This window comes from Chloracidobacterium sp. (genome assembly GCA_016715795.1).
Lineage (GTDB): Bacteria > Acidobacteriota > Blastocatellia > Pyrinomonadales > Pyrinomonadaceae > OLB17.
Map to the genome: position 1 here is coordinate 1656324 of JADJXP010000002.1, position 24367 is coordinate 1680690.

The 24367-nt window shown below is 56.2% G+C and carries 25 protein-coding genes; 12 read left to right on the forward strand and 13 right to left on the reverse strand.

All coding sequences use genetic code 11. The annotated features are described in order from the left end of the window. Nucleotides 1–17: 17 nt before the first annotated feature. From IPM59_12590 to IPM59_12620, 7 genes are all read right to left on the reverse strand, one after another. Nucleotides 18–1517, reverse strand: a complete 1500-nt coding sequence (locus IPM59_12590) for a tetratricopeptide repeat protein (GenBank protein MBK9216405.1) — start codon at nt 1515–1517, stop codon at nt 18–20. Nucleotides 1518–1594: 77 nt separating this feature from the next. Further along, on the reverse strand, nt 1595–2284 hold the full coding sequence (locus tag IPM59_12595) for an HAD family phosphatase (protein MBK9216406.1): 690 nt from the start codon (nt 2282–2284) through the stop codon (nt 1595–1597). Continuing rightward, nucleotides 2281–3771, reverse strand: a complete 1491-nt coding sequence (locus IPM59_12600; protein MBK9216407.1) for an FAD-binding oxidoreductase — start codon at nt 3769–3771, stop codon at nt 2281–2283. The genes IPM59_12595 and IPM59_12600 overlap by 4 nt, the downstream gene beginning before the upstream one ends. A gap of 96 nt (nt 3772–3867) precedes the next feature. Further along, nucleotides 3868–5856, reverse strand: coding sequence for an excinuclease ABC subunit UvrB (uvrB, locus tag IPM59_12605; protein MBK9216408.1), 1989 nt, complete (start codon nt 5854–5856; stop codon nt 3868–3870). Between the two features lie 52 nt (nt 5857–5908). Further along, nucleotides 5909–6256 carry a hypothetical protein gene (locus IPM59_12610; GenBank protein MBK9216409.1) on the reverse strand — a complete coding sequence of 116 codons (348 nt, stop codon included), beginning with the start codon at nt 6254–6256 and terminating at the stop codon, nt 5909–5911. Nucleotides 6257–6335: 79 nt separating this feature from the next. Beyond that, entirely contained in the window at nt 6336–6860 is a 525-nt protein-coding gene (locus IPM59_12615) for a redoxin domain-containing protein (protein MBK9216410.1), read from the reverse strand. Nucleotide 6861: 1 nt separating this feature from the next. Further along, on the reverse strand, nt 6862–8076 hold the full coding sequence (locus IPM59_12620; protein MBK9216411.1) for a HEAT repeat domain-containing protein: 1215 nt from the start codon (nt 8074–8076) through the stop codon (nt 6862–6864). A gap of 227 nt (nt 8077–8303) precedes the next feature. On the opposite strand from IPM59_12620, the gene IPM59_12625 reads away from it, so the two are divergent. Next, on the forward strand, nt 8304–9206 hold the full coding sequence (locus IPM59_12625) for a phosphoribosylaminoimidazolesuccinocarboxamide synthase (protein ID MBK9216412.1): 903 nt from the start codon (nt 8304–8306) through the stop codon (nt 9204–9206). Here IPM59_12625 and IPM59_12630 read toward each other — a convergent pair. Beyond that, the gene (locus IPM59_12630; GenBank protein MBK9216413.1) at nt 9203–10096 is read right to left on the reverse strand and encodes an MOSC domain-containing protein; all 894 of its coding nucleotides are present in this window, start codon (nt 10094–10096) and stop codon (nt 9203–9205) included. The two genes, IPM59_12625 and IPM59_12630, sit on opposite strands and share 4 nt — an antisense overlap. Nucleotides 10097–10337: 241 nt before the next feature. On the opposite strand from IPM59_12630, the gene IPM59_12635 reads away from it, so the two are divergent. From IPM59_12635 to IPM59_12660, 6 genes are all read left to right on the forward strand, one after another. Further along, nucleotides 10338–10652: a co-chaperone GroES gene (locus IPM59_12635; protein MBK9216414.1), complete on the forward strand. Its 315-nt coding sequence runs from the start codon at nt 10338–10340 to the stop codon at nt 10650–10652. Between the two features lie 48 nt (nt 10653–10700). Next, nucleotides 10701–12335: a chaperonin GroEL gene (groL, locus tag IPM59_12640; GenBank protein ID MBK9216415.1), complete on the forward strand. Its 1635-nt coding sequence runs from the start codon at nt 10701–10703 to the stop codon at nt 12333–12335. 119 nt (nt 12336–12454) lie between these two features. Next, nucleotides 12455–12649, forward strand: a complete 195-nt coding sequence (locus tag IPM59_12645) for a DUF2281 domain-containing protein (protein ID MBK9216416.1) — start codon at nt 12455–12457, stop codon at nt 12647–12649. Nucleotides 12650–12792: 143 nt separating this feature from the next. After that, nucleotides 12793–13035 carry a hypothetical protein gene (locus IPM59_12650; GenBank protein MBK9216417.1) on the forward strand — a complete coding sequence of 81 codons (243 nt, stop codon included), beginning with the start codon at nt 12793–12795 and terminating at the stop codon, nt 13033–13035. Then, nucleotides 12966–13883: an IS110 family transposase gene (locus IPM59_12655; GenBank protein MBK9216418.1), complete on the forward strand. Its 918-nt coding sequence runs from the start codon at nt 12966–12968 to the stop codon at nt 13881–13883. Before IPM59_12650 ends, IPM59_12655 begins: the two co-directional genes overlap by 70 nt. 155 nt (nt 13884–14038) lie before the next feature. Continuing rightward, nucleotides 14039–14533, forward strand: coding sequence for a hypothetical protein (locus tag IPM59_12660; protein ID MBK9216419.1), 495 nt, complete (start codon nt 14039–14041; stop codon nt 14531–14533). Nucleotides 14534–14582: 49 nt separating this feature from the next. Here the strand turns inward: IPM59_12660 and IPM59_12665 are convergent, their stop codons facing one another. The 4 genes from IPM59_12665 to IPM59_12680 form a co-directional block, all read right to left on the reverse strand. Further along, a complete protein-coding gene (locus tag IPM59_12665) occupies nt 14583–15092 on the reverse strand; it encodes a hypothetical protein (GenBank protein ID MBK9216420.1) in 510 nt (169 codons plus the stop codon). A gap of 4 nt (nt 15093–15096) precedes the next feature. Further along, nucleotides 15097–15741, reverse strand: a complete 645-nt coding sequence (locus IPM59_12670) for a hypothetical protein (protein ID MBK9216421.1) — start codon at nt 15739–15741, stop codon at nt 15097–15099. 1590 nt (nt 15742–17331) lie between these two features. Beyond that, the gene (locus tag IPM59_12675; protein MBK9216422.1) at nt 17332–17805 is read right to left on the reverse strand and encodes an OmpH family outer membrane protein; all 474 of its coding nucleotides are present in this window, start codon (nt 17803–17805) and stop codon (nt 17332–17334) included. A gap of 39 nt (nt 17806–17844) precedes the next feature. Next, nucleotides 17845–19689 carry a hypothetical protein gene (locus IPM59_12680; protein ID MBK9216423.1) on the reverse strand — a complete coding sequence of 615 codons (1845 nt, stop codon included), beginning with the start codon at nt 19687–19689 and terminating at the stop codon, nt 17845–17847. 214 nt (nt 19690–19903) lie between these two features. On the opposite strand from IPM59_12680, the gene IPM59_12685 reads away from it, so the two are divergent. Then, a complete protein-coding gene (locus IPM59_12685) occupies nt 19904–20401 on the forward strand; it encodes a nuclear transport factor 2 family protein (protein ID MBK9216424.1) in 498 nt (165 codons plus the stop codon). Nucleotides 20402–20424: 23 nt separating this feature from the next. Here the strand turns inward: IPM59_12685 and infA are convergent, their stop codons facing one another. Continuing rightward, nucleotides 20425–20643 carry a translation initiation factor IF-1 gene (gene infA, locus IPM59_12690; protein MBK9216425.1) on the reverse strand — a complete coding sequence of 73 codons (219 nt, stop codon included), beginning with the start codon at nt 20641–20643 and terminating at the stop codon, nt 20425–20427. Nucleotides 20644–20705: 62 nt separating this feature from the next. On the opposite strand from infA, the gene IPM59_12695 reads away from it, so the two are divergent. The 4 genes from IPM59_12695 to IPM59_12710 all read left to right on the forward strand — a co-directional run bounded on the left by IPM59_12695 (nt 20706) and on the right by IPM59_12710 (nt 24358). Next, the gene (locus IPM59_12695) at nt 20706–21632 is read left to right on the forward strand and encodes an ATP-binding cassette domain-containing protein (GenBank protein ID MBK9216426.1); all 927 of its coding nucleotides are present in this window, start codon (nt 20706–20708) and stop codon (nt 21630–21632) included. Between the two features lie 35 nt (nt 21633–21667). Continuing rightward, nucleotides 21668–23020, forward strand: a complete 1353-nt coding sequence (locus tag IPM59_12700; GenBank protein ID MBK9216427.1) for an ABC transporter permease — start codon at nt 21668–21670, stop codon at nt 23018–23020. Nucleotides 23021–23146: 126 nt separating this feature from the next. Further along, nucleotides 23147–23398 (forward strand): GlsB/YeaQ/YmgE family stress response membrane protein, encoded by a 252-nt coding sequence (locus IPM59_12705; protein ID MBK9216428.1) that lies wholly within the window; start codon nt 23147–23149, stop codon nt 23396–23398. A 9-nt stretch (nt 23399–23407) separates the two neighbouring features. Beyond that, complete coding sequence (locus tag IPM59_12710) at nt 23408–24358, forward strand: threonine/serine dehydratase (protein MBK9216429.1); 951 nt, start codon at nt 23408–23410, stop codon at nt 24356–24358. Nucleotides 24359–24367: the final 9 nt, after the last annotated feature.

A 24367-nucleotide genomic window follows, 5' to 3' on the forward strand; every position in this document is an offset into this window, starting at 1 on the left:
TCGTGTCAATACATTTCTCACCAGCCTGTCGATTGAACAAGCTTGTGGATCTTGTCTAATTCGACGTCGCCGAGGTCGAGGTTTGCTGCGTCATAAACGCTCGCGAGTCCCGCCAAGGCTACGGCTTGGCTGCTTTCGTCTTTGATCTCGGAGACGACATCGAGGCTTTCGAGCGTGAGTTCGCGTGCGCGGTCGCGTTGGTCGTGGCCGATAAACCGCATGGCGAGCAGATTCAAGGCACCGGAACGCGATGCCATTTGCGGGACGGTTTCAACGAGCGTCGCAGCTTCCTCATACAAAGCCATCGCGGCCTCGGCGTCGCCCTGCTTCTCTTTTTCATCCGCGACGCCGATCAGGGCAAAGAGACGGTCGGCGTCTTCCTCGATGCTCTCGACGGTCTGGCGTGCAAGGTCGGGTTCGTTCTGCACTGTAAGGATGCGGGCGATCTGCGTGAGGGCTTTTGACGTTTCAGCCGGATCCTGGTTCTCATCTGCGATCTGCACACCGCGTTCCGTCTTGCCGAATCCCGCAAACTGCACGCCTATCGAGCCCATCAACGAGTTGCGCGCGCGGCTGTCGCGCGTCTCGATGTCACGCTGGGATCTTAATATCTCATACGCCTCATCAAGCGAATCGACGGCGTCGTCTTTCGCGCCCTTTTCCCATTCGTCGCGTGCGATGGCGAGCAGAGCCGACGCCATCTGTGTTTTGTCCGTCACCAGATCGAGAGCACGGTCGCACCTGTCGTGGTCGTCAGCGTAGAGAAAGCCTAAGGCACAGTTGACCAGAAAAAACTCGCGATGCACATTGTCGAGAACCTCGGCCCGCGAACATGCCTCCTCGTAGGTCTCAACGGCTTTATCTTTGCGGCCGGCCTCGATGTAAAGGTTCCCGACGTCGCACAGCGAGCGGATCTGCTCTTCGTCGTGATCGATCTCGAGGGCCGCTGCAACGGCGCGTTCGAGATAGCCTTCGGCTGCCGGGCCCTTCTCGTCGGCTATCTTCGCCGCCGCTATCTGACTGAGTGCTGCCGCTCGTGCGAGCGGAAAATCGATCTCCTCGACCGTCGCATCTGCTCCGGCATCGTTACCGTCAGCAGCCTGCCGGACGGCGATCCCTGCGAGCACAAAATCCGGATGCGCGAGCGGCGCGGCCATCTCTCGCGCCTTCTCGATCTGGCCTTTCGCGGCCTTGACTTGCGCGACATGCTCGATCGCCTGTGCCCTGAGGCCGTGTTCCTCGATGGCATCGGCTAGCTGGACGGCATATTCGTCGTCGTCCAATTCGGCACACTTCTCAGCGATCTGCATCAGCAGCTTGTCGCGGGCGAACGGTTCGGCGATCTGGTTAGACAACTCCGCCGCCAGATCGACGTCGTTTTTGGCAAGGTAGAGCGGGACGATCACATTCATCGCCTCGCCATGCCCGTCAGAGCTCTTGATGTTCTCAGCCAAAAACGCCGCCGCCGACAACATGTCGCCTTGTGCTTGCTCGCGTGAAATGAACTTATCGTGCATAAAGAATGTGAACCACAGATGGACACAGATAAACACAGAAAAAGGCCTCATCTGTGTCTATCTGTGTTTATCCGTGGCTAAAAAACTCTTCTAATCGACTCTGGCATCCAATCGCGCAGGTCGGTGGCGATCGCACCGGCACCGGCGGCTCGCAGCGTTCCGGCGTCGACCGTGTTTGTCACGCCCAAGGCCGGCAGATCGGCGTTTATCGCGGCTTGAATGCCTGGTGCAGTATCCTCGATCACGAGGCATTCGCTGTGGGTCATCGGCAGATGCCCGCGAGCGGTGCGGGCGGCGTCGATCTTGTTAAAGCCTATCTGATACGCGTGCGGATCAGGCTTGCAGGCGTAAGCGTCCTCGGCGCTGACTATTACATCGAAGTGCTTTGCCATACCGCTCTGTTCGAGGATCCACTCGATCTGGTGCCGCTTTTCCATACTGACGACGCCGAGCGCGAACTCGTGCGACATCTTTTCGACAAAATCCTTTATCCCAGGAAACAACGGTAAATTGTCGCCAACGACCTCACGCCACTTATCGAATTTCGCCGCGATGATCTCGTCGCTCTTCGCGTCATCGACCGTCTTGCCTTTCCGCTCATAGGCCGCCCGAACGAACGTCACATCGTCCATCCCATGCGATGCGACATAGTCGTCGTCCGTCATCTCAATGCCCTCAGCCGCAAGCAGTTCCTTGTATATCTCACGCTGAATGCCCTCGTCGTCAACAATAACGCCGTTAAAATCGAATAAAATACTCTTGATCATAGGTAGCTCTCGTCAAACATATTCCCGCGTCCCAGTATACCTTTCGGATCGAACGAGCGTTTGATCTCTGCCATTTCGTTGAGATATCGCTCGCCCATCATCGCGGCGAGGTATTTGCGTTTTAGCTTGCCGATGCCGTGCTCGGCTGAAACGGTGCCGCCGAGCATTATCGCTTGGGCGACACAGCGGCCGTAAAGGTGACGGGCGCGTTCGTTCTCGGCCTCGGTCTTGGGGAACAGGTTTGCGTGCAAATGACAATCACCGATGTGACCGAATATGACGTACTCTATGCCGCTCGGGGCGAGCAGGTCGTCGTAGAACTTCAGGAACGAGCGAAACCTGTCCGGCGGCACGGCCATATCGGTCGAGACCTTCTTGAAACCGTTCCGAGCGAATCGTTCGTTCGCTGCCAACGGCATCGCGTGCCTAAACGAGCGCATCTTCTCGCGGTCCTGCTCGTTTGTCGTGAACCACGAGCGGTCGGTGTCAGCGTTGTGCTTCTCCAACAACGCATTCCACGCCTCAAACACCGCGTCCTCATTCTCAGCCGACGTTTCCTGTTCAAAAAACACGGCCCATGCCATTCCCTCAGGCGTCTCAGGAAACCGCTCGCGAATAAACCCAAGCGAATGCGCGTCAAAATACTCCAACAGAGTAGCGTCAATGTCAGAACCGGGAGCGGTAGCGACCGGGTTCTTTCTCCTTTCCCAAGACTTAAGTCTGGCCTCATTCACAAACGCCAACAGATCACTCTGATCCGCAAAAAATACGATCCCGCTGAAAAAACCTTCGGGCTTCGGGAGCAACGCCAGTTCGATCTCAACGATCACGCCGAGTGTGCCTTCGCTGCCGATGAACAGGTCGATCGGATCTAATGCCTCGCCCGCGAAATAGCCACTCGCGTTCTTTCTTACCCGAGGCCGTGAATATGTCGGCGCGGCAAACTCGATCACGCGGCCCGACTCGGTATTGACCTGACAGGCAGGAAGCCCGCAACTCCGACGCAAGTCGAGTGATTCACCATCGGCCAATACGACTTTCACAGCTTTAACATAATCCCGCGTCGCCCCGTACTTAAAACTCCTCGCACCGGACGCATTTGTCGCCACGTTGCCGCCGATCTGGCAAATCCGTTCAGTCGGGTCGGGCGGATAGAACAGGCCCTCGGCCTCAACGGCCTTTTGCAGATCACCAAGGATCACGCCCGGCTGCACGACGGCGGTCATCGCCTCTTTGTCGATCGATACGATCTTGTTAAGCCGTTCCATCGACACAACATAGCCGCCAAACGGTATCGCCCCACCGACCGTTCCCGTCCGAGCTCCGGCGATAGTTACGGGCACGCCCGCGGCATTCGCTTCACGCAGAATGTCCGCCACCTCGACGGCGGATTCCGGTAAAAACAGCCTCTCCGCCGTCCCACCCTGTATGAAACTGGCGTCGCTCAGGTAGTTTTGAATTTCGTCTGGTTGAGTTTTTGTTTGCACTTTTTGAACGCGGATCGTGCGAAAGGCGCCGTTGAAGAGATGTTATCTTATCCGTTTTTTTCCGCCTAATCCGCCCGATCGGCGTTCAGAACGACGCTATCTATATTCAAGTTCCCGGTCCCGCAGATATTTCAACCGGTCGCGGATCTCGGCGGCCTGCTCGAATTTCATCTCTTTTGCGGCGGCGCGCATTTCTTGTTCGAGTTGCGCGATAGTGTCTTTCAGTTGCTTTGGCGAGTATTCCTCGAAGGAATCGAGTTCCAGCGGTACTTTGAAATAATCGGCCTCGTATGCAGTAACGAGTGTCGCATCTATTGCCTTGACGATGGTCGTGGGCGTGATGCCGTGTTCGGCGTTGTATGCCTCCTGGATCGAGCGGCGACGCTGTGTCTCGCCGATGGCGTATTCCATCGACTTGGTTATCTTATCGGCGTAGAGGATCGTCTTGCCGTCGGCGTTGCGGGCCGCCCGGCCCATTGTCTGGATAAGCGAGCTTTGCGAACGTAGAAAGCCTTCTTTGTCGGCATCCAGAATGGCGACGAGCGACACTTCCGGCAGATCGAGCCCTTCTCGCAAAAGATTGATCCCGACTAGCACGTCAAACTCGCCTCGCCGCAGATCGCGAAGTATCTTGATCCGTTCCAGCGTAACGATATCGCTGTGAAGATATGTCACACGCACGCCGACCTCGGCGAAATATTCGCTCAGGTTCTCGGCCATTCGTTTGGTAAGCGTGGTCACGAGCACGCGTTCGTTGCGTTCAGCGCGAACGCGGCATTCTTCGAGCAGATCGTCGATCTGGCCCTTTACGGGCCGGACCTCGACTACGGGATCGAGCAGGCCTGTCGGACGAATGATCTGTTCGATCACCTCGCCTTGAGTTTGATTCAGCTCGTACGGCCCCGGCGTCGCAGAGACGTAGATAGTCTGTCCGCGCCGCTGTTCGAATTCGTCAAAATTCAATGGCCTGTTGTCCTTCGCCGACGGCAGACGAAAACCGTATTCAACCAGCGTCCCTTTCCTTGACTGATCGCCCTTGTACATCGCCCCAAGCTGCGGTACGGTCTGGTGCGATTCGTCGATGACCATCAGGGCATCGGCCGGCAGGTAATCAAGCAGCGTCGGCGGCGGCTCGCCGGGTTTCTTGCCCGTGAGGTGGCGGGAATAATTCTCGATGCCGCGACAAAAGCCCATCTCCTTTATCATTTCGAGGTCATACATCGTGCGCTGATGCAGCCGCTGTGCCTCGACGACCTTGCCTTCTTCGACGAGGAACTTCTCGTGTTCGTTAAGCTCGGCACGAATCGTCTGCACCGCACGTTTTATCACCGGCCGCGACATCACGTAGTGCGTCTTTGGATATATCGGCAGCCGCGAGTCGTGTTTGTGCAGCACCTCGCCAAGCAGCGGGTCGATCGTCGATATCGAATCGATCTCATCGCCCCAAAACTCGATCCTGTACGCTTGGTCCTGATAGCTCGGATACACCTCGACAACATCACCGCGCACGCGGAAATTACCGCGGTCAAAATCGATGTTCACCCGCTCGTACTGCAACTCGACGAGACGCTGCAGGAACTCCTCGCGTTTCATCTTCTGCCCCGGCTCCACAAAAACAAGCATCCCGTAGTAAGCGTCCGGATCGCCAAGCCCGTAGATGCATGACACCGACGCCACCACGATCACATCGCGCCTTTCGAACAACGCCCTCGTCGCCGACAACCTCAGTCGGTCGATCTCGTCGTTGACCGTCGCTTCTTTTTCTATATAGAGATCGGCCGCCGGCACATAGGCCTCGGGCTGGTAGTAGTCGTAGTACGAAACGAAATATTCGACCGAATTTTCGGGAAAGAACGTTTTGAATTCCTGATAGAGTTGGGCGGCGAGCGTCTTATTGTGAGCAAGCACAAGCGTCGGCCGTTGGACGCGGTCTATGACGTTGGCGATGGTGAACGTCTTGCCGCTGCCAGTGATACCGAGCAAAACCTGGTCGCGCTCGCCGGCGGTCAATCCCGCGACGATCTGGCTTATTGCCTCAGGCTGATCGCCCTTTGGCGTGTTTTCAGATATGAGACGGAATTGCACCCTTTCAGCATACCGCAAAAGGGCGCGTTATGAAAGTGGTCGAACCCTATCGTCAATCGCTCCCGAAGTTTATCGATACGGTCATCGTGTACCGTGTCACTCGTCGGCACTGGTTCGTGACCGAGATGTAGTTATTGCCGGAGCGCGTGATAAAGCTCGTCGACGTCGCACCGCCTGAGAACACCACGCAGCCGTTGCCTGAGCTGACATTGCCCGACAGCACCTGTCCGTTACGGGCGCCAAGCACGTATGTCCTTGTGGCCCCGCCTGTGAGCGAACCCGAAACCGTAGCTGACGTGCGGCCACGGGCAAACCTGATCCTCGTCTGCGCGTCTGCCTCGGACGAGAAAACGAACGCAAACATCAGCGATGCAAGCGCGGTGATCACCAGCTTCTTCATAATTCCTCCTGCAAGTTTGGGATTATGAAGGAATTCTAGGCTCTTTTTGGCCCTGGTGCAAGAGAAATCTGGTCGTTCGTCAGGCTTGCTGGCCAATCGAGCGAATACGTTCTTTCAGAACGTCGTATCTGTCGTTCAATTCGTCGCCGCGTGCGGCATATATGTCAGTAATTATCTGAGAATCAGCCGGGCGAAACGCTCGCAGCATCACATTGCGATTACGGATGATCCCCTTTGCGTCGATGACAACGACAGCACGAGTCCAGCTTACGGGGAATATCGCGTGCCTTGCGTATATCCGTGTTATCTCTCGATCAGGATCGGCCAACAGCGGCAGCGGCAGGCTCAGGTTTCGCGAAAATTCCTGATGTTCATTCGGCGTTCCCGGGCTGATGCCGACGATCGTTGCCTTTGTCTCAAGATAGCTCAGCCAATTGTCACGCACCGAGCAGAGCTGGCGTGTGCATACCAGCGTCTCATTCTGCGGGTAGAAGAGCAGGACTACTACGGAGCCCGAGTGATGCGACAGGCACCATTCGTCCCCGTTATCGGTGGCCAGACAGAAATCTCGAGCCTTATCGCCGATGCCGAGCCAGTCCGCCATATCAATGTAGGGCAACCTGCTCCATGCTTGCGATCGCTTCGCGAACACGTTCGGCAATGTCGGTCGTTAGGCCGCTTTCTTTCTGAAGTTGATAGAGGCTATCGAGCGTGCGCGGGTCCCGTTGAAGCCTGAGCGTGTGCAGCAGAGCAAATCGGACGCGCTCATCGCGGTGGTTTCGGATGGAGTCAAATATCTCACGGGTCTCACCCGCGCAGATCAGTAGGGAAACGAGGACAAACGCCTCATAAGCGATCTTAAGGTCATCGTGCACGAGCCTTTCAAAGCCTTTCTCAACTATGCCGGCCTCGACGGCCGCCCGCGCTGCGTGGCTCAGTCGAAATGCGTCCTCGGTCTCGATTATCCTCTTCCAGGCCGCTGCCCGGTCAAAGCTCAGCCTGAAGAGCCCGCGAGCCGCCGCTGCCCGCACTTCGCGCGTCGGATCAGCCGAGGCGAGAACGATCGTCTCGAACACGGATTCGTGGTCAAAATCCGCAAGCACCGTAACAGCCCTTGAACGCAGGGCAGACGAGAGATCATACAGGGCGATCTGTGAAAGGGCCTCAACAGAATTCTGCGTCTTGAACGCCGTCAAAATCCTTACCGCCAGATCGCGGACCGATTCGTCATCCTCATACTCCTCGTTTGCCTGCTCGATGGCGGTCAGCAGCGACGGGTCATCTGATACCGGCAAAGGCTCAAACGGCCTCGATGCGGGAATGCTCGTAAATGAATTGATCGGAAGCTGCGCATACTGGAGCCTTCGCATCTTCTCCTGAAACGCCCGCGTGTCTGCCGCCAGATCACCGGTAAGCGTCGGGCGCGCAGCTTCGACAGCATCTTGTCGCTTTGCAGGCTGGCCTGAAACTCCGTTGGACGCCGACCTTTTGGCCTTCCTCAGCCATTCGAGTTCCTTATCAGCATCTACGCTGTCGAGATCGTAACTGGCGTGCTGATTCGAATAATACCCTGCGTAGCGGCTCTCGTAATTGTATTGCGGCTTACCGACCGCAGCTTTCGCTTTCTGCCAAAAATAGGCGGCCATTGCGAATCCGCCGACGACAACCACCGCCATAAGGATCCACCAGGTCGAACTCGACCCTTCGGGAACCTCGCGGCCCGGCTGGGCGCAAAGCCGCCCTGCCGCCGCAAGGACGACCAGTCCTGAGACTGCAAGGCGATCAAGCGAAAGGCTCGTTGAGAGATAATTGCGTGTCATTAAAGTAATGCGAGCTTGCAGGAATAGAGGCAGGAAAAAACCCGGTCGCTGCCAGGTGAGCGAGTTCCCTTTACCATTATCGCGATTTTATCGGCTCCTGTCACGACATTTTTTAGCCACGTTAGTATATTTTTAACACGCGGCATATTCCTCAATGTTGACCTTCGTTTGCGATTGCCCAAACGGACGTTTTCGTAATAAAGTCAAAGGGGACGAAGATGTATTAAATGAGCACCGCACCAACGATCTCGAATTCCGAAATCCCGGGACTTAAATTTCTCTATCGCGGCAAGGTTCGAGATATTTACGAGATAGATGACGACACGCTGCTGCTGGTCGCCACCGACAGGCTTTCGGCATTTGACTGCATCCTGCCGACGCCGATCGACAGGAAAGGAGCAGTGCTGACGCAGTTGTCGGCGTTTTGGTTCAAGATGTTTGCGGATGAGGTTGACAGCCACTTCATCACGGCCGAATTCGATAAGATGCCGCCGCTTGTTCAGGCGCAGGAATCTCTGCGAGGGCGCTCCACCTTGGTCAAGCGGGCCGATGTCTTCCCCGTAGAATGCGTCGTCCGCGGATATCTCGAAGGCTCGGGCTGGAAGGATTACAAGGCAACCGGCAAGGTGTCTGGCCACGATCTGCCTCGCGGCCTTGTGCAATGCGACAGGCTGCTCGAACCGATCTTCACACCCGCGACCAAGGCCACAACCGGCCACGACGAGAACATCACGGGCCTCGAGTTCAAGAACATCCTCGGCTCAGAGACCGCCGCCCTGCTCAAGGCAACATCTCTCAAGCTTTACAACCTCGCGTCAGAGTACGCACGCGAACGAGGTATTATTGTGGCCGACACAAAATTCGAATTCGGGACCGACAGCAAAGGCAACATCATGCTCGTCGATGAGGTCATAACGCCCGATTCGTCACGATTCTGGTCGGCAGAGGAATACGAACCCGGGCATGCCCAACCGTCGTTCGATAAACAATTCGTCCGCGAATATCTCGAATCCCTAGATTGGGACAAAACGCCGCCCGCACCGCCGCTGCCACCCGTGATCGCCGAAGCAACTTCGCAACGTTATCTCGACGCCTACAAGCTATTGACAGGAAACGAACTGGAGATCTAACGACGGCTCTCGACCACATCGACCGTATCACCAAGCTTGATCGAGAGGCCTGACGTGGTTGGAATGAGGTTCTGGCCGAATAAAACTGCATTTGGCGTGACGCCCAGCGGCTCGATCCGTTCGGGCATCACATCTTTTGCCATACGATAGGTTGCAAGCGTTCTCAGCGGTTCCTTGCCGTCAAATTCACCTCGCGACTGATCCACCGTCGGAATAACACAACGCTCGCAGGGCTTCGTCGTCCGAAAAGCCGCATCCCCGACGCGGATGCCGGTCCAGTCGTCCTCGGCGTAAGGTTCCGAGCCGCTCACCACAATATTCGGCCTGAACCGATTCATCGGCAGCGGTCGAAACGCAGATACATCGCCTTCATCTGTATACGATCCCGCAATTCTGCTATTCAGATCTCGAAGCGATGCCTCGCAGATCACGAGCAGCGGATAGCCGTCCGCAAAGCTAACGATATCGCTGCCGCCATCGAACCGTGAGTTCACGCTGCGCTGCGTATCATCCGGCATATAAACGAGGTCACACGTCGTGCCCAAGACATCACTAAACCAACCGCCAATGCCTCTGTCATAGGCTTCAGCCGCGCAAACGCTCTGCCATATCGTGACTTGCCGAATGTCGCCCGTCGCCGGGATGAGCGGCACGTTCAAACAGCCAAAATCATCGGCCGATACGGTCATCGCCCCATCGTCGAGGCCGACGTCGATCGTCGCCATTTTGGGAAACTCACGCTGCGTCATAAATCTTCCGCTCGCGTCAGTCAACATCCATCGACGATCAAACGCCAGCCCACGTTTCTCAACAACCGCCGACTGCAAGCTGATGCCCCGCAACGACTTAATAGGATAGATATTGATCTCGGAGACGTGCATAAGACAGATGATTCAACTACACAGAGCACATGGATCACAAAGGAACAGACCCTTTTTATCTATGTGCCCTATGTTCCTATGTGGTTCATTCCAGCATAAAGTTGATAACGCCGTTATCAATTTTTCTGATGCCCATAATTCACCCTTGACATCTAGCCGGGGTCCGCCTTATACTAGCACTCTTGTACTACGAGTGCTAGAATCTCAGTTTCTTAACTGAGCGCAATCTTAACATAAAGGAGTAAACACTATGGCAACCAACATCACACCGCTCCACGATCGCGTGATCATCAAGCGCATCGAGGACAACGTAAATCAGACGGCGGGCGGGCTTTTTATTCCCGACTCGGCCAAGGAAAAGCCGCAGGAAGGCGAGGTCATCGCAGCCGGCGAGGGCAAGTACAAAGAGGACGGCACACGTCAGACGCTTGACGTCAAAGCGGGCGACCGCGTCCTTTTTGGCAAGTACTCGGGTAGCGAGATCAAGCTCGACGGCGAGGAATTCATCATCATGCGCGAGGACGAGATCCTCGGTATCATCAGCCGCGCGGGCGCGGCGGCATAGGTCCTATAGGACCCATACGACCCATAGGTCACATAGGAGATTAAGACAATGGCAAAACAAGTTATTCACGGAGAAGAATCACGCGCCGCTATCCTGCGTGGTGTCAACCAGTTGGCTGATGCGGTGAAAGTGACGCTTGGCCCTAAGGGCCGCAACGTCGTTATCGACAAGAAATTCGGTTCACCGACTATCACCAAAGACGGTGTGACGGTGGCGAAAGAGATCGAGCTCAAAGACACGCTCGAGAACATGGGCGCGCAGATGGTGAGAGAAGTCGCGAGCAAGACCTCCGACGTAGCCGGTGACGGCACGACGACGGCGACGGTGCTGGCGCAGGCGATCATCAAAGAAGGCGTCCGCACAGTCGCCGCGGGTGCAAACCCGATGGCCCTCAAGCGCGGCATCGACAAGGCCGTTGAGAAAGTCGTCGAGGCCGTTCACAGCCAGGCGAAGCCCGTTGCTGGCGATGCTATCGCGCAGGTCGGCACGGTTTCGGCGAATGGCGACAAGACGATCGGCACGATCATCGCTGAGGCGATGGACAAGGTCGGCAAAGACGGCGTAATCACCGTCGAGGAATCAAAGACGATGGAAACGCTCCTCGAGGTTGTCGAGGGAATGCAGTTTGACCGCGGCTATCTGTCGCCGTACTTCGTCACGGACGCCGACCGCATGGAGGCCGTGCTCGAAGAGCCTTACCTGCTGATCCACGAGAAAAAGATCTCGAACATGCGCGACCTTCTGCCGATCCTGGAGCAGGTTGCCAAGATGGGCCGTCCGATGTTGATCATCGCCGAGGATGTCGAGGGCGAGGCTCTCGCAACCTTGGTTGTTAATAAACTGAGAGGAACCCTCAACGTGGCCGCTGTCAAAGCGCCGGGCTTTGGTGACCGCCGCAAGGCAATGCTCGAAGACATCGCGACGCTCACGGGCGGCAAGGTCATCAGCGAGGACCTCGGCATCAAGCTCGAGGCGATCACGCTCGAGGACCTGGGCAAGGCCAAGAAGGTCACGATCGACAAGGACAACACGACGATCGTCGAGGGTGCAGGTGCAGGCGAGGCCATTGACGGCCGTGTCAAGACCATTCGCAACCAGATCGACGAAACCTCGTCCGACTACGACCGCGAGAAGCTGCAAGAGCGTCTTGCCAAGCTCGTCGGCGGCGTCGCCGTCATCAAGGTCGGTGCTGCCACCGAGACCGAGATGAAGGAGAAAAAGGCCCGTGTCGAAGACGCGATGCACGCCACGCGTGCCGCGGTCGAGGAAGGCATCGTCGCCGGCGGCGGCGTGTCGCTCGTTCGTGCAGCCAAGGCCCTTGACGGTTTCGAAGGCGACGACACTGACGAGACGGTCGGTGCCAACATCGTTCGCCGTGCTCTCGAGGAGCCGCTTCGCCAGATCGCCGGCAACGCCGGTATGGAAGGCGCGGTCGTCGTCGAAAAGGTCGCTGGTGGTGACAACCACTTCGGCTTTAACGCCGCGACCGAGCAGTACGAAGACCTCGTCGCCGCAGGCGTCATCGACCCGGCCAAAGTAACGCGCACCGCGCTGCAAAACGCCGCCTCGATCGCCGGCCTCATGCTCACCACCGAAGCCATGATCGCCGACATCCCCGAGGACAAAGCCGACCCCATGGCCGGCATGGGCGGCATGGGCGGCGGAATGGGCATGGGAATGTAGTGTCAGTAGCCCGCACGTAAGTGAGGGCTCAACACACACCACGTTCAAGCAACACAGAAAGGCCTCGGCACCCGCCGAGGCCCTTTTTTTTTCAAAAGCATGCTAGAATCAGCCAAGGTATGAGCACACAAGAACTCATCGTCAATGAAATAGAAGGATTGCCCGAAGCGCTCAAGCGAGAGGTCTATGACTTCGCCAGATTCTTGAGGGAAAAGTCCGCCGACGAATCTTTTAACGGCTTGCTTCTTAGCAATTCAGCGCTCGCAAAAGACTGGGACACGCCCGAGGAAGACGCCGCATGGGCAAACCTTTAGTCGGCGACGTAGTTGAGTAAAAGCTTTTCCGATAGGGCAGAATGGATTGTTGGCAAACCTGATGTTATAAAGACGGTTTCTCCTGGTCGGTGGAGTAGTATCTTTTTGACGAAGAAATCTGCTCTTTGACAGGAGAAACCGCTATGACATTTTACATTGGAGTTGACTTTCATCCATACCAGCAAACGCTTTGTTGGTGTGATGAGGAGACGGGTGAGACAGGGGCTTTAAAGCTGTTTCACGACATTGAGAAGGTACGCGAGTATTACTCGTCGCTTGGGAAACAGGCCGTGATCGGGATCGAGGCATCGAGTCGATGCGGGTGGTTCGAGAGGATAGTCGCCGAGGCCGGTCATACACGCTCGTCGGCAATCCGGTTTCGATAAGGAAGACCGCACTTTCCCGGCACAAGAACGACCGGATCGACGCCGAGCACATGCTTTGGCTGCTGATGCGGAATGAGTTTCCGGCGATCTGGCGGCGACCAATACAGAGCACGGAGATACTCGACGTGATCAAGCTGAGATCGAGCCTGGTTGGGCAGCGGACACAGATCTACAACCGTCTGAGTGCCGTTGCCCGGGACATCGGAATGCCGAAGTCGCTGATGAGAACCGTCGCCGCCCAGAAGGTGATCAAGGAGGTGGATATGTGCGAGGCTTCGGCACTGTGCCGTGACCAGCTTTTCTCTACGCTTGAGCACCTCAAAGCGCGAATACTCGAGGTCGAGTCTTGGCTAAAGCAGAAAGCAACGGCAGACACCAAGGCACAGCTGCTGATGACCCAGAGGGGCGTCGGATATCTCACGGCCCTGATATTCGTTCACACGGTCGGCGATGTCACACGCTTCGACAAAGGAACCAAAGCAGTAACACGCTTTGCAGGTTACGATCCCGTCGAACGTTCCAGTGCCGAGAAGATACGCTTCGGGCGGATCAGCAAGGCAGGGCCGAGACTGCTTCGCTTTCATCTGGGCCAAGCCTCTCAGATAGCCGTTCGCTCGGATGCGAGACTGAACGCATTCTACAAACGGCTCTCAAAGAGGAAACCCAGGGCTGTGGCCAAAACGGCCACTGCCCGCAAACTTCTGGTCAAACTCTCGATAATGCTTCGTGACTCGATCACGGCAGAAGAGTTCGACCTGCGTGGACGCACAGTTGGCAATGCTCGAAAGAATCGCATGGTCCGAAATGACCGTGACCTGATAGAGCCAAGCCAACCTTGCCTTGCTTGACCGCCGGCAAAGTGCGAAACGAAACATCATGGGTATTGAGGCAGTGAGAAACACTGCCTCGCTAACACAAGCAGACCCGAAGAGATGAATGAGTGAGCCACCAGCTCTTACTCGACAAGTCCGATGCCACGCTTCGGACAGCTACGAACAAATAAATGAAGATCAGAACTTCTTCGTCAACCGACTACCCACTTCACCACCGGCCCCCGCGCCGAACAGCGAAGCTCCGCCTTGACTACAACACCGTCTTTAGAGATGCGATACTGCTATCCTCGACGCTGGTGTTGGAAAGACGCAATCTGATCTTCATAATTCTGTTCCTTGTCGCAAGCCTAGGACTCGGCTGCGCTGGCTCCGGGCTCCGGGAATCGCCCGAGGTTAAGGCAAGAGCTGATTTTGCCCGCCAATATGGAGATACGTTCTTCATTCGTGATGCGAGCTTTTCGACTGACGGTAAAGAAAGAAAAACACTTATAGTTTCCGCAATTTCTAGTCGGGCCGCCGGTGACATGAGCACGACCGTTGGACTTCTTGTCTCAAGTGATCTAAAAACCAAAGCTAAATCACTTGGCTTTGAAGAGATCATAGTAGTTGCCCACGGGGATTCGTGGACGGACGGAGCCACAAGAAGGATAGTCCCTCTTAATTGAAGTGGAAGCCCATGGCGTTGGCATACGATTTCCGAATTATTTCCAACCTCTAACAATTGCACTTTGTGTCCCAAACTGTATAGAAGCGCGGAATGCCTCTCAGCCCAATGCCCCGTCCGGTGTCGAGTTCCACAAACGAGATTTTGCCCTTCGCATTCTCCCTGACTAGCTTCGGCGGTCCGCCGTCGACAAGGACATAGATCATGCTGCCGGCCTCGGTCACTCTCGTCTCGAAATGAGGACGGATATCTGCATACCGCTTACCTGTGACCGATGAGAAGACGGTTTTGATCGGAAGCTTGCATCGCCAACAAAGGTTGAAAGCTTTTAGCGAACGCTTGAACTCTTCACGCAACTTGGCGGGAAACGGCAGGCTCCGTTTACGATTCTTGTTCCAAGCAAGTGCATAGTCGCGTGTGATTTCATAATTGCTAGGTATGCTTTTCAGCGGTTCCCGAAATTCCTCGTCCGGGAGAGGCACACCTTCTTTTAGAAACTCGCGCCGATCGCGTTCCTCGACGTTCCAAAGCTCCCAATCCTTACTGGTTCCGTGCGGCATAGGTCTAGTCGTTGAAGAAGCGGGCTGGTTTGCCTTCGAGGCCACCGAGGTACAGTCCCCGGAATCGCGCCTGATCCATTGCCGCCAACCCTATATGTCTTCGTACATCATTGAAAGCCACATTCAGAAAGGCGAGAAAACCTTCTCCATTTAAGCCCAGTGTTTGAAGACAGATGTTTTGAAGTAACAGCGCTTCGTCCATGGCTTGAGCCTCTTCGTGGTCGAGCGTTGAAGAAGTCGCTTCAATATCGCCGTCGGAAAGCCAGTATTCGAACGAGTCGATTTGATTTTGCGTTCGCAACTGCATTATCTCGAGCGCCGTATTGAAGCTAATAAACGCAGCACGAAACGGATCTGACCTTGGTATTTCTCGTCGGGTCTGTTCCCGATCCATCATTCGAAAAATCTCGGCCTTCTCTCGGAGGGCAGGCAAGACAAAGCGACCGACCGCGCCTTCGTCCTTAAGTATCACTGAAGGGCGAACGCTCCACTCATTCGTAGGCGTGCCCAGATTAGCCGCCGTTGCCATCGCATCATTGACCCTTTCCATCGCCAGTTGCTGAAAAACAATCATCCTTTGAAGGTGCAACGCATTTTCGTAACCCTCGTTCGAGGGCGAATACTCATCCGAGAGGTTCAGGATTGACATACTTGTATGCGTCCTTTCTACTCCTTTCCGACGCAAAAGCCAAGTGTGAACGATCGGGGTCATCTATGAAGTTCCGTCGTTAGTCAAGCGCACGGGTAGCTGGCATCGGCGGCGATGAGCAGTAGACGTGAGTTTGAGTGACAAAAGAACGACCCTGCCTCCTTTTTGGGATTAGTTAGAGCTTTTCAAAGGCACATCGCTTTAGAAGCGAATGCCATCATCTATTCGTGCACGGCCCGAAGCCTGCTACATGAAACCGGATCGGCTCATTCCGTTGTTTTGTATCGAGATGGCTGGCCGTGCCATCAGACTTCCAGAGACCGAGTGTTTCATAACTGATAACGGATAGTGAATAACGAAGAACCGGCTCCTGTCCCTGTGGGGGACAACTTCAATAGCGTAGGGTAACACCCTACGACATGCGTCAACCACGCACCGCTCCCTGTAGGGGAGCAATACCACGCAAAAACGAATTCGTCCCCGTCAGGGACGCGAACCGTTGAACGCCCATTCCGTAGGGTTGCACCCTACGCTATTACATTTGTCACCTACGGCGACAGGAAGGCGTCGCGAGATCGGAGTTTGTCGTCACAAAGCGTTGTATCAACTGAAAACTGATAACGGATAACGAAGAACCGGCGGATCGATGGTCCCTGTAGGGGACAACTTTAATAGCGTAGGGTAACACCCTACGATAACCGATCAACCACGATGCGCTCCCTGTAGGGGAGCAATACCGCGCAGCCCAATTCGTCCCATACAGGGACGCGGCACGTTAAACGCCCATTCCGTAGGGTTGCACCCTACGCTATTAAATTTGTCACCTACGGCGACAGGAAGCGTCGCGGGATCGGGATCTTGATAACTAACAACTAAAACTAACAACGAACAGCGGAAGTCGGCTTCGCAAGGCGAAGGGCAAAAGTAAAAAGGCAAAATGGCTTTGTGGATTGCCCCGCCGCTCCGCTCCTGAGTCTGCGTAGCTGACGGCATTTTGATAGCCCCACGTGATAACGTGGGGTTAGGTATCATCACATCGCCGAGTGTGTGTAACACACGGCATATGCCGCATGCTCCGCACGCTCGATTCCCTTCCTACACATTCCACACGTTCCGCGAAACGCTCCACGTGTGGCTATTCATAATGCCGCCCGCTTCACGGGCTGGTCGAGCGGTTCTGTCCCTGACAGGGACACCTTTAATAGCGTAGGGTAACACCCTACGACATGCGTCAACCACGCACCGCTCTCTGTAGGGGAGCAATACCGCGCAGCCCAATTCGTCCCATACAGGGACGCGAAACGTTGAACGCCCGTTCGTAGGGTTTCTGGCCTGGCAAAACGCGGCCAGTGTTGCGAGGAAGGCCGCAACCGCACCCTACGCTATTAAATTTGTCACCTGCGGCGACAGGATGACGGCCGCGACGAACGCGACCGACGCGATCAGCCGCGATGGCGGCGATGAAATTCGGTGGACTGAGACGAAAAACCCCCTACCAATCCGGGGTATTCAGCCAGGACAGAGGCAAAAACCGAGCGACCGGGGCCCCAGGATCGACGGCAGGCGTTATCCTAATCCACGACGGCTGGCCTATGGCGTGGCGGCGTCGATACGTTGGATGACGTTGCCGGTTATGTCGAGCGAGTCGTCGGTGTATATGAGGCCGGACTCGAATTTTCTGAAGATCGCGGCAGCCTTTAGCTCCTTTCCGATGGTTTGGATGATGGGCATCATCCGCGTATCGGCATTCGCGAGCAGGCGGTCGCGGAGTTCGGGATAGGTCTTCTCGGCGCTGAGCTTGATCTGCTGGCGTTTGACGGGATCGGTCTCGGCGTTGTAGCGACGCTGAGCGTCGTCATTGTGCCTGTTGAGTTCGGCGGTCATTGCCTTGCCGAGCTTCGAACGGAGCAGGACCGTTTCGACGTCAACGATCGCGATACGCGTCGGCGACACCTGCGCCGTCGTCGGCGTCCAATCGGTCATCACCGCGACCGCCGACAGAAAACCAACAGCCAACAACAACGCGCCGCGCACGTTGACCTGTAAGGATCTAGGACATTTCATAAAAAACAATGCACTCCTGAATTCTTCTGATACGCGGGCTCACGGCAGCGACTGCATCTTGGCATTGGCCTCGGCGACCTGCTTCTTTAGTTCCTCGCTGTTCGGGAAGCGGCTGACGGTCACCTTTTGCAGACGGGCCTTCGCGTCGGCGAGCTTCTTTTGACGGATCAGGATGTCGGCGACGGCCAAGTGAACCCGATTTGAGGTCGAGACAACGATGTCGGCGTTGCCTTTCAGAATGCCCTCGTAGATCGCCAACGCGGTCGGCACGGTCGCGTCGTTCCGGGCCGACGCGTCGGCGAGGTCCCACATTTCCTTGAGCTTTGCCGTGCGCTCATCGACCGGTAGGAAGTTTGACCGTTGAATGAGTTCCGCCAACGCTCCTTGTGCCTCGGCGGTTCTCGCCGCGTCGCCCTGCAGTCTGCGGGCCTCGATGATGCCCGTCAGGGCCCGCAGCTGCCCGGTGCCCTTGTCCTCTTTTGGCTTGAGCGCAGCGGCTTGTGCGTAGGTGTCGGCGGCCTTAGCGGCGTCTTTTTGGTCAAGATAAACGTCGCCGAGATCGAGCAGGGCGTCCTGTTTTTCGACGTCCCACAGCTTATCGATGGCTGCCCGCTGGATCAGCGCCTTGGCAGCGTCGGCGTACTTCTTTTCTTCGCGAAATGAGTCGGCGAGGGCGGCAAGCGCATCGTTCTTGTACTGCGCATTCTCCGCGATCGACACCATCTTTGTCCAGGCCGCACGCGCCTCTTTGGCGTTCTTTTCCTTCTCAAACGCCTTGCCGGTGTAATAGTAGGCCACGGCCACATAAGCGTTTTTGGCGTCTTTTAGCGAGAATATCTTCTTGAATTCGGCACGCGCAGCGGCGTACCGTTCAGCCTTCATATGGAGATCGCCCATCGAGTAATAGGCCTTGGATCTATGCTCGTCCGAAACGCCTTTGATCGAAGGGATCTTTGCAAACTCGGCGAGCTGCATGTCGGCTTTTTTCTGGTGGCCGTAGCTAGAGGCGAGCATCGTATGAGCGTCGGCCTTGTTTGCGGCAGGAGCGTCTTTCATCTCGACGACTTTGTTCATCATAGCCTGCGCCTGGTCGGCCTGGCCGAGTTCCCACAACATCTTACCTGCCTGAAGTGTCGCCGTCGCCCGCTGTTCGGCGGTCGCACCGGCCGTAAGGCCGGCCGACGAGAAAAGCTGGAACGCTGCCTGTTTATTGCCGAATCGGTATTCGAGGTCAGCCATTTTCATCAGAGCCTTTGCCTTGTCTGTGTCGCCGACGCCCGCAAGCGTCGTGATCGCCTGATAGGCCTGAAACGCCGAGGTCGCATTAGATCGGTTGTCCAACGGATAAGCCTCGGCTTTTTTGAACATCATCCCGACCTTTTCGGCGAGCGGCATGTCGGGAAAGGCCTTGATCATCGCGTCATAGGTCGACGCGATCCGCCAGGGATTCGGGTCTATTGTCGCGATCTCTATTACCTTGTCGTAGGCGCTGCGCCTCTTCGCGGGCGAAATTGCCTTTAATGCAGCAGCCTTCTCATACTCACTCATTGCGCTGTAGTAATTGGGCTGATCGACGAAATCGGAGCCTTTGCGCACTCTCGATTTCTTCGCGATGTGTACCTTTGCCAGGCCGAAATGCACGTCGGCCCGCTGTTCGTCATCGGTTGCCAGGAGCATCGCCGCATCGAATGAAGATTTTGCAAAATCTGGTTTATTCGCCGTCAGATGAGCATCGGCCGCCTGCATCGCGACCGCGTAGCTCGCGTAACTCGGCAGCTTCGGCGTAGGCGTCGGCATCGCCCCGCCCTGAGCAGAGATATGCGACGCCCATGCAAGAAGTAGACAGGGTGACAGGCACAGGTTCAGTAACCGGGAAGCTCTCATCAAATTGATCTCCTTGGTTAAAACGGGCAGCCGTCGATCGCGTCGACCGCTATTGTCTCGGATTCTAACCCACGATCGACTATTCGCACAACCGCCCCACATGTCACGCCGCAGGACATAAGGCCCGGAGCACGCCCCTACCTCCGGCTTTTTTGACTTGGATGATGGGGGTAGAATAGAATCGACTCATTCGATCCCTGATCAACCACGACTTATGAAACTCTTGCTCCCGTTTGCGCTCGTTGCCGCGATGTGGGCCGTTTGCGGCAATCTCGGTGAAAAGAAAGAATCCAGGCCGTCTGACGATCGGCCGGCAGCGTCCAATCAATCTGCTAAACCGGCCCTCGATCGCGAGGCCGTTAAGAAGGAGCTTGTGACGCTGGCAAATGACATCCTCAACGCCTCGAAGGACGGTGACGTGACGTTTCTGGCAAGGATAACTACGGACGATTTTAAGTTCATCGACATCGACGGCAAGGTCAGGGACAAGAACAAGACGCTGGCCGAGGTCAAGGAGGAGAAAGCTATCAAGTCGGCTGAGATCACTGATGAGAGGCTCGTCAGCCTGGATGAATCGTCCGCGGTGCTCAGCTATACGCTAAAGGTGGTCGCCAAGAACGGCCGATCTGCAAAGGCGTGGGTCACCGATGATTACGTCAGGGAAAACGGCGAATGGCTTATCCGAAGGGAACAGCAAACGCTGCTCAAATGATCTCAGCTTAACGTCGAACAAGGTTATTTATGCCGGTACGTAATGCGGCCTTTCGTCAGGTCGTAGGGTGAAAGCTCTATATCAACACGGTCACCCATCAGAATGCGGATACGGTTGCGTCGCATGCGGCCCGAGATCGTCGCAAGGACCATGTGGTCGGTATCGTTGATCTGGACCTTGAAATAGGCGTTCGGCTGCTTGTCAACGACGACACCTGCCATTTCGATCAGTTCTTCCTTCATAAGCTTTCTAGACTGCACTTTTGCGAGTTATTATGCAAGCGGCGCGCGTGCCAAAAGAGAAAATGAACGACGACCTCGCAACGCTGCGGATCCATGACGTTACGAAGTCCTACGGCGATTTCACGGCCGTTGACAGCCTCAGTTTTGAGGTGCGGCCGGGGCGGATCTTTGGATTCCTCGGGCCAAATGGAGCCGGCAAGACCACGACGATACGGATGATCGTCGGCATCACAGCGCCTGATTCGGGCACTATCGAGCTGTTTGGCGAGCAGATGTCGCCGCATCTACAGGACCGCATCGGATATCTGCCGGAGGAACGCGGCCTTTACAAAAAGATAAAGGTCGTTGACCAGCTGCGATACTTTGCCGCCCTGAAGAACGTGCCGCGTTCAGTTGCTGACCGGCGCATCGACTTCTGGCTCGATCGGATGGGCCTAGCCGAGTGGAAAGCAAAGAAAACGACAGACCTGTCAAAGGGAATGCAGCAGAAGATACAGTTCATCTCGACCGTGCTGCACGATCCTGATCTGCTGATACTCGACGAACCATTCTCGGGCCTCGATCCGGTCAATGTCGAATTCATGATCGATGTGCTAGGCGAGTTTCGCACACAGGACAAGACGATAATATTCTCGACCCACATGATGGAGACTGCCGAACGTCTATGTCACGACATTATCTTGATAAACAAGGCCCGAAAGGTCGTCGGCGGCAGCCTGAGAGAGATCAAGGAGACCTACGGCCACAACCTGATCGCTCTGCGTGCAAGCGGCGGCGACAATGTTCTCGCTGACCGCAGCCTAATAGCAAAGTCCGAGGAACACGCCGACGAACGGCAGATCGAATTGGCACCAAATGTTGATCCCCAATCGTTATTGAGAAAGCTGGTCGAGGCCGGAGCGGCGATAACGAAGTTTGAACAGATCGAACCGAGCCTGAATGACATCTTTATCGATCAGGTGGGAGGCAAGCCAGAACCGCCGGCGTAAGCGGGCGGTCAGTTCCGCTCGTCAAGAATACAGTCATGCGTAAATTCCTAGCCGTCGTCCGGCACGAATACAAGAAGATCGTCCTCAAGTGGAGCTTCCTCATCGGCACGCTGATCTTCCCTATCCTCGGCCTCGGGTTTGCGATCGTTCCGGCGATCATTTTTTCGCTAAAGGGCGAAGCGACGAGGATAGTTGTCGTCGATCCGTCGGGCAAGGTCCTTCCTCGGCTCAAGGAAAACCTCTCCGCCGAACGCCTCGCCCAAAAGGCCGATGACGCGATGCGGGAGAAGCTTGAATTGCCGACGGCTGCTCAGCAGGACCAGATGAAGCAAGGTGCCGCGATGCTGGCCTCCGGATTCGTCTTTGTAGACTTTGATCCCGGCAGTGCTCCGCTCGCTCAGGTCAGAGAGCAGCTCAATGCAATGGCCGCAAGCGACGAGATCGATGCGTATCTGCTCATTCCGCCCAACGTCGAAGCCAAGGATGCCAAATACGAGTTCCTGTCGCGAAAAGCGGGCGATTTCGTAGCCAACGACACACTAAAAGACGCCCTGAACGCCGCGGTCCGCTCGCACCGGCTCGCCGACGCTAATATCGACGAGAAGCTAGTGCGCGAACTTGGCCAAGGCGTGAATCTTACATCTCGTTCGATCAACGAGAAGGGCGAGGAAAAAGACAGCGAGATGCTGTTCATCGCCTCGCTGGTGATCGGAATGCTCATTTACATAAGCCTTACGATCTACGGCCAAGTCATTATGGGCGCTGTCGTCGAGGAAAAGGAAACACGCATCGCCGAGATACTCTTTTCATCCGCTCGACCGACACAATTGATGTTTGGCAAGCTCGTCGGCGTCGGCCTCGCCGGCCTCACGCAGCTTGCGATATGGACGGCGTCGATGGCGGCGCTGGTCGGATTCATTGCAACACAGCCGGACGCAGGCCAGTTCCTTTCGGGGCTGCCGAATATTACGCCGCTGATGGTGTTTTATTTCTTTGTATATTTCATCGTAGGCTATTTTATTTACGCGTCCATTTTTGCCCTCGTCGGCTCGATGGTAACAACCGTGCAGGAAGGTGGCCAGTTCGCGTTTCCGCCGATAATGCTGATGCTCATCGGCTTCTATTTTTGCTTCGCCGTTATCCGCGACCCAAATTCTGACCTGTCGTTCTGGGTATCGATCGCTCCGCTCTTTGCCCCGCTCACGATGCCCGTCCGCATCTTGGCCGAGATGCCGCCGTTCTGGCAGATCGCTTTGTCGGTCGCTCTCAACTGCGTTGCGATCGCCTTCATCGTTTGGATCGCTTCGCGCGTGTATCGCGTCGGAATGCTAATGTACGGCAAACGCGCAACGATTCCGGAGGTGCTCAAATGGATCAGGCAGCCATGAGAACGCTCCAACAGCGTCAGGCAGTGTAGAGCATTGGCCGGACACGAGGTTGTCGTTTTGTCGAACATATAGTAAAAATTAGCTATTCCACCGTTTTTATTGGCTTTTGAACAAAAGGAGATACCTATGTCTTTCGTTTGGCAAATTCTAGTCGGACTTATCATCGGAGCTATTGCGCGATTCCTCATCCCTGGCAAGGAACCGATCGCGGCGGGCCTATGGGGTTGGGTCGTCACTGCCGGTATCGGTATGGGCGGCTCGGCGCTTGGCTCATTCGTCGGCCGGGCGATCTGGAAGGACCAAAACTACAAAGCCGGTTGGATCCTGTCGATCCTCGGTGCCATCGCGCTGCTGCTGCTCTACAGGTTCCTGTTCTAGGCTAACCCGATGGTGGACATCCGCGACATTCGCTCGGCCGCCGAGCGCATTCACCCCTACGTCAAACGCACCCACACCGAGCTGAGCCGTGCCCTCAGCGAACGCCTCAACACGCACGTTTACGTCAAATACGAGCTGTTCCAAAAGACCGGCTCGTTCAAGCCGCGCGGGGCGTTCAACAAAATGCTCCAGCTCTCGCCCGAGGAGAAGAAAGCAGGCGTCGTGGCCGTCAGCGGCGGGAATCACGCTCAGGCTGTCGCTTACGCGTCGAGCGTTCTCAACCTCGATGCCGTCATCCTGATGCCCGAAAACACACCGTCAGGCTATCTCGAAGCCACTCGCCATTACGGTGCGACAATCGATCTGCGGCCCGACATCGGCGACGCGTTTGCGGGCCTCGAAGCCTATCAGCAACAGGGCCGCGTGCTTATCCATCCGTTCGACGACGACGCGGTCATCGCGGGCCAGGGCACCGTCGGGCTCGAGATAATGGACGACGTGCCGCAGGCGACTGACATCATCGCGAGCATCGGCGGCGGCGGAATGGCCGCGGGCGTGGCCCTCGCCGCAAAGTCCGTGAATCCCGCGCTTCGTGCCTGGGGCGTCGAGACCGAGGGCGCCGACGCGATGTCGCAAGCCTTCGCCGCTGGCCGTCCCGTGACGATCGCGATCACGTCGATAGCCAAAACGCTCGGCGCACCGTTCGTCACCGACCGCACGCTCAACCTGATCCGCGACCTCTACGAGAGCGTCACCGTCGTCCCCGACAGCGAAGCCGTCGACGCCCTGCTCTTTATCGCCCAACGCCTAAAGGTCATCACCGAACCCGCCGCCGCCTGCACCCTAGCCGCCGCCGACCGGCTCCACGAGAATTTCACCCCCCAAAGCCACGTCGTCCTCGTCCTCTGCGGCGGCAACACGAGCATCCCCGACGCGTGCGGCTACATCGCTGGTCAGTAGGACTTTCGA

What these genes read in the sequence shown, in the direction of transcription:
- IPM59_12665 (MBK9216420.1), bottom strand. Translation starts at nt 15,092, where the DNA reads ATGCCGCACGGAACCAGTAAGGATTGGGAGCTTTGGAACGTCGAGGAA.
- IPM59_12615 (MBK9216410.1), bottom strand. Translation starts at nt 6,860, where the DNA reads ATGGCGGACTGGCTCGGCATCGGCGATAAGGCTCGAGATTTCTGTCTG.
- IPM59_12650 (MBK9216417.1), top strand. Translation starts at nt 12,793, where the DNA reads ATGACATTTTACATTGGAGTTGACTTTCATCCATACCAGCAAACGCTT.
- IPM59_12675 (MBK9216422.1), bottom strand. Translation starts at nt 17,805, where the DNA reads ATGAAATGTCCTAGATCCTTACAGGTCAACGTGCGCGGCGCGTTGTTG.
- IPM59_12620 (MBK9216411.1), bottom strand. Translation starts at nt 8,076, where the DNA reads ATGACACGCAATTATCTCTCAACGAGCCTTTCGCTTGATCGCCTTGCA.
- IPM59_12695 (MBK9216426.1), top strand. Translation starts at nt 20,706, where the DNA reads ATGAACGACGACCTCGCAACGCTGCGGATCCATGACGTTACGAAGTCC.
- IPM59_12680 (MBK9216423.1), bottom strand. Translation starts at nt 19,689, where the DNA reads ATGAGAGCTTCCCGGTTACTGAACCTGTGCCTGTCACCCTGTCTACTT.
- IPM59_12590 (MBK9216405.1), bottom strand. Translation starts at nt 1,517, where the DNA reads ATGCACGATAAGTTCATTTCACGCGAGCAAGCACAAGGCGACATGTTG.
- IPM59_12705 (MBK9216428.1), top strand. Translation starts at nt 23,147, where the DNA reads ATGTCTTTCGTTTGGCAAATTCTAGTCGGACTTATCATCGGAGCTATT.
- IPM59_12660 (MBK9216419.1), top strand. Translation starts at nt 14,039, where the DNA reads ATGAAGATCAGAACTTCTTCGTCAACCGACTACCCACTTCACCACCGG.
- groL (MBK9216415.1), top strand. Translation starts at nt 10,701, where the DNA reads ATGGCAAAACAAGTTATTCACGGAGAAGAATCACGCGCCGCTATCCTG.
- IPM59_12595 (MBK9216406.1), bottom strand. Translation starts at nt 2,284, where the DNA reads ATGATCAAGAGTATTTTATTCGATTTTAACGGCGTTATTGTTGACGAC.
- IPM59_12635 (MBK9216414.1), top strand. Translation starts at nt 10,338, where the DNA reads ATGGCAACCAACATCACACCGCTCCACGATCGCGTGATCATCAAGCGC.
- infA (MBK9216425.1), bottom strand. Translation starts at nt 20,643, where the DNA reads ATGAAGGAAGAACTGATCGAAATGGCAGGTGTCGTCGTTGACAAGCAG.
- IPM59_12670 (MBK9216421.1), bottom strand. Translation starts at nt 15,741, where the DNA reads ATGTCAATCCTGAACCTCTCGGATGAGTATTCGCCCTCGAACGAGGGT.
- IPM59_12645 (MBK9216416.1), top strand. Translation starts at nt 12,455, where the DNA reads ATGAGCACACAAGAACTCATCGTCAATGAAATAGAAGGATTGCCCGAA.
- IPM59_12625 (MBK9216412.1), top strand. Translation starts at nt 8,304, where the DNA reads ATGAGCACCGCACCAACGATCTCGAATTCCGAAATCCCGGGACTTAAA.
- IPM59_12710 (MBK9216429.1), top strand. Translation starts at nt 23,408, where the DNA reads ATGGTGGACATCCGCGACATTCGCTCGGCCGCCGAGCGCATTCACCCC.
- IPM59_12610 (MBK9216409.1), bottom strand. Translation starts at nt 6,256, where the DNA reads ATGAAGAAGCTGGTGATCACCGCGCTTGCATCGCTGATGTTTGCGTTC.
- IPM59_12655 (MBK9216418.1), top strand. Translation starts at nt 12,966, where the DNA reads ATGCGGGTGGTTCGAGAGGATAGTCGCCGAGGCCGGTCATACACGCTC.
- IPM59_12685 (MBK9216424.1), top strand. Translation starts at nt 19,904, where the DNA reads ATGAAACTCTTGCTCCCGTTTGCGCTCGTTGCCGCGATGTGGGCCGTT.
- IPM59_12700 (MBK9216427.1), top strand. Translation starts at nt 21,668, where the DNA reads ATGCGTAAATTCCTAGCCGTCGTCCGGCACGAATACAAGAAGATCGTC.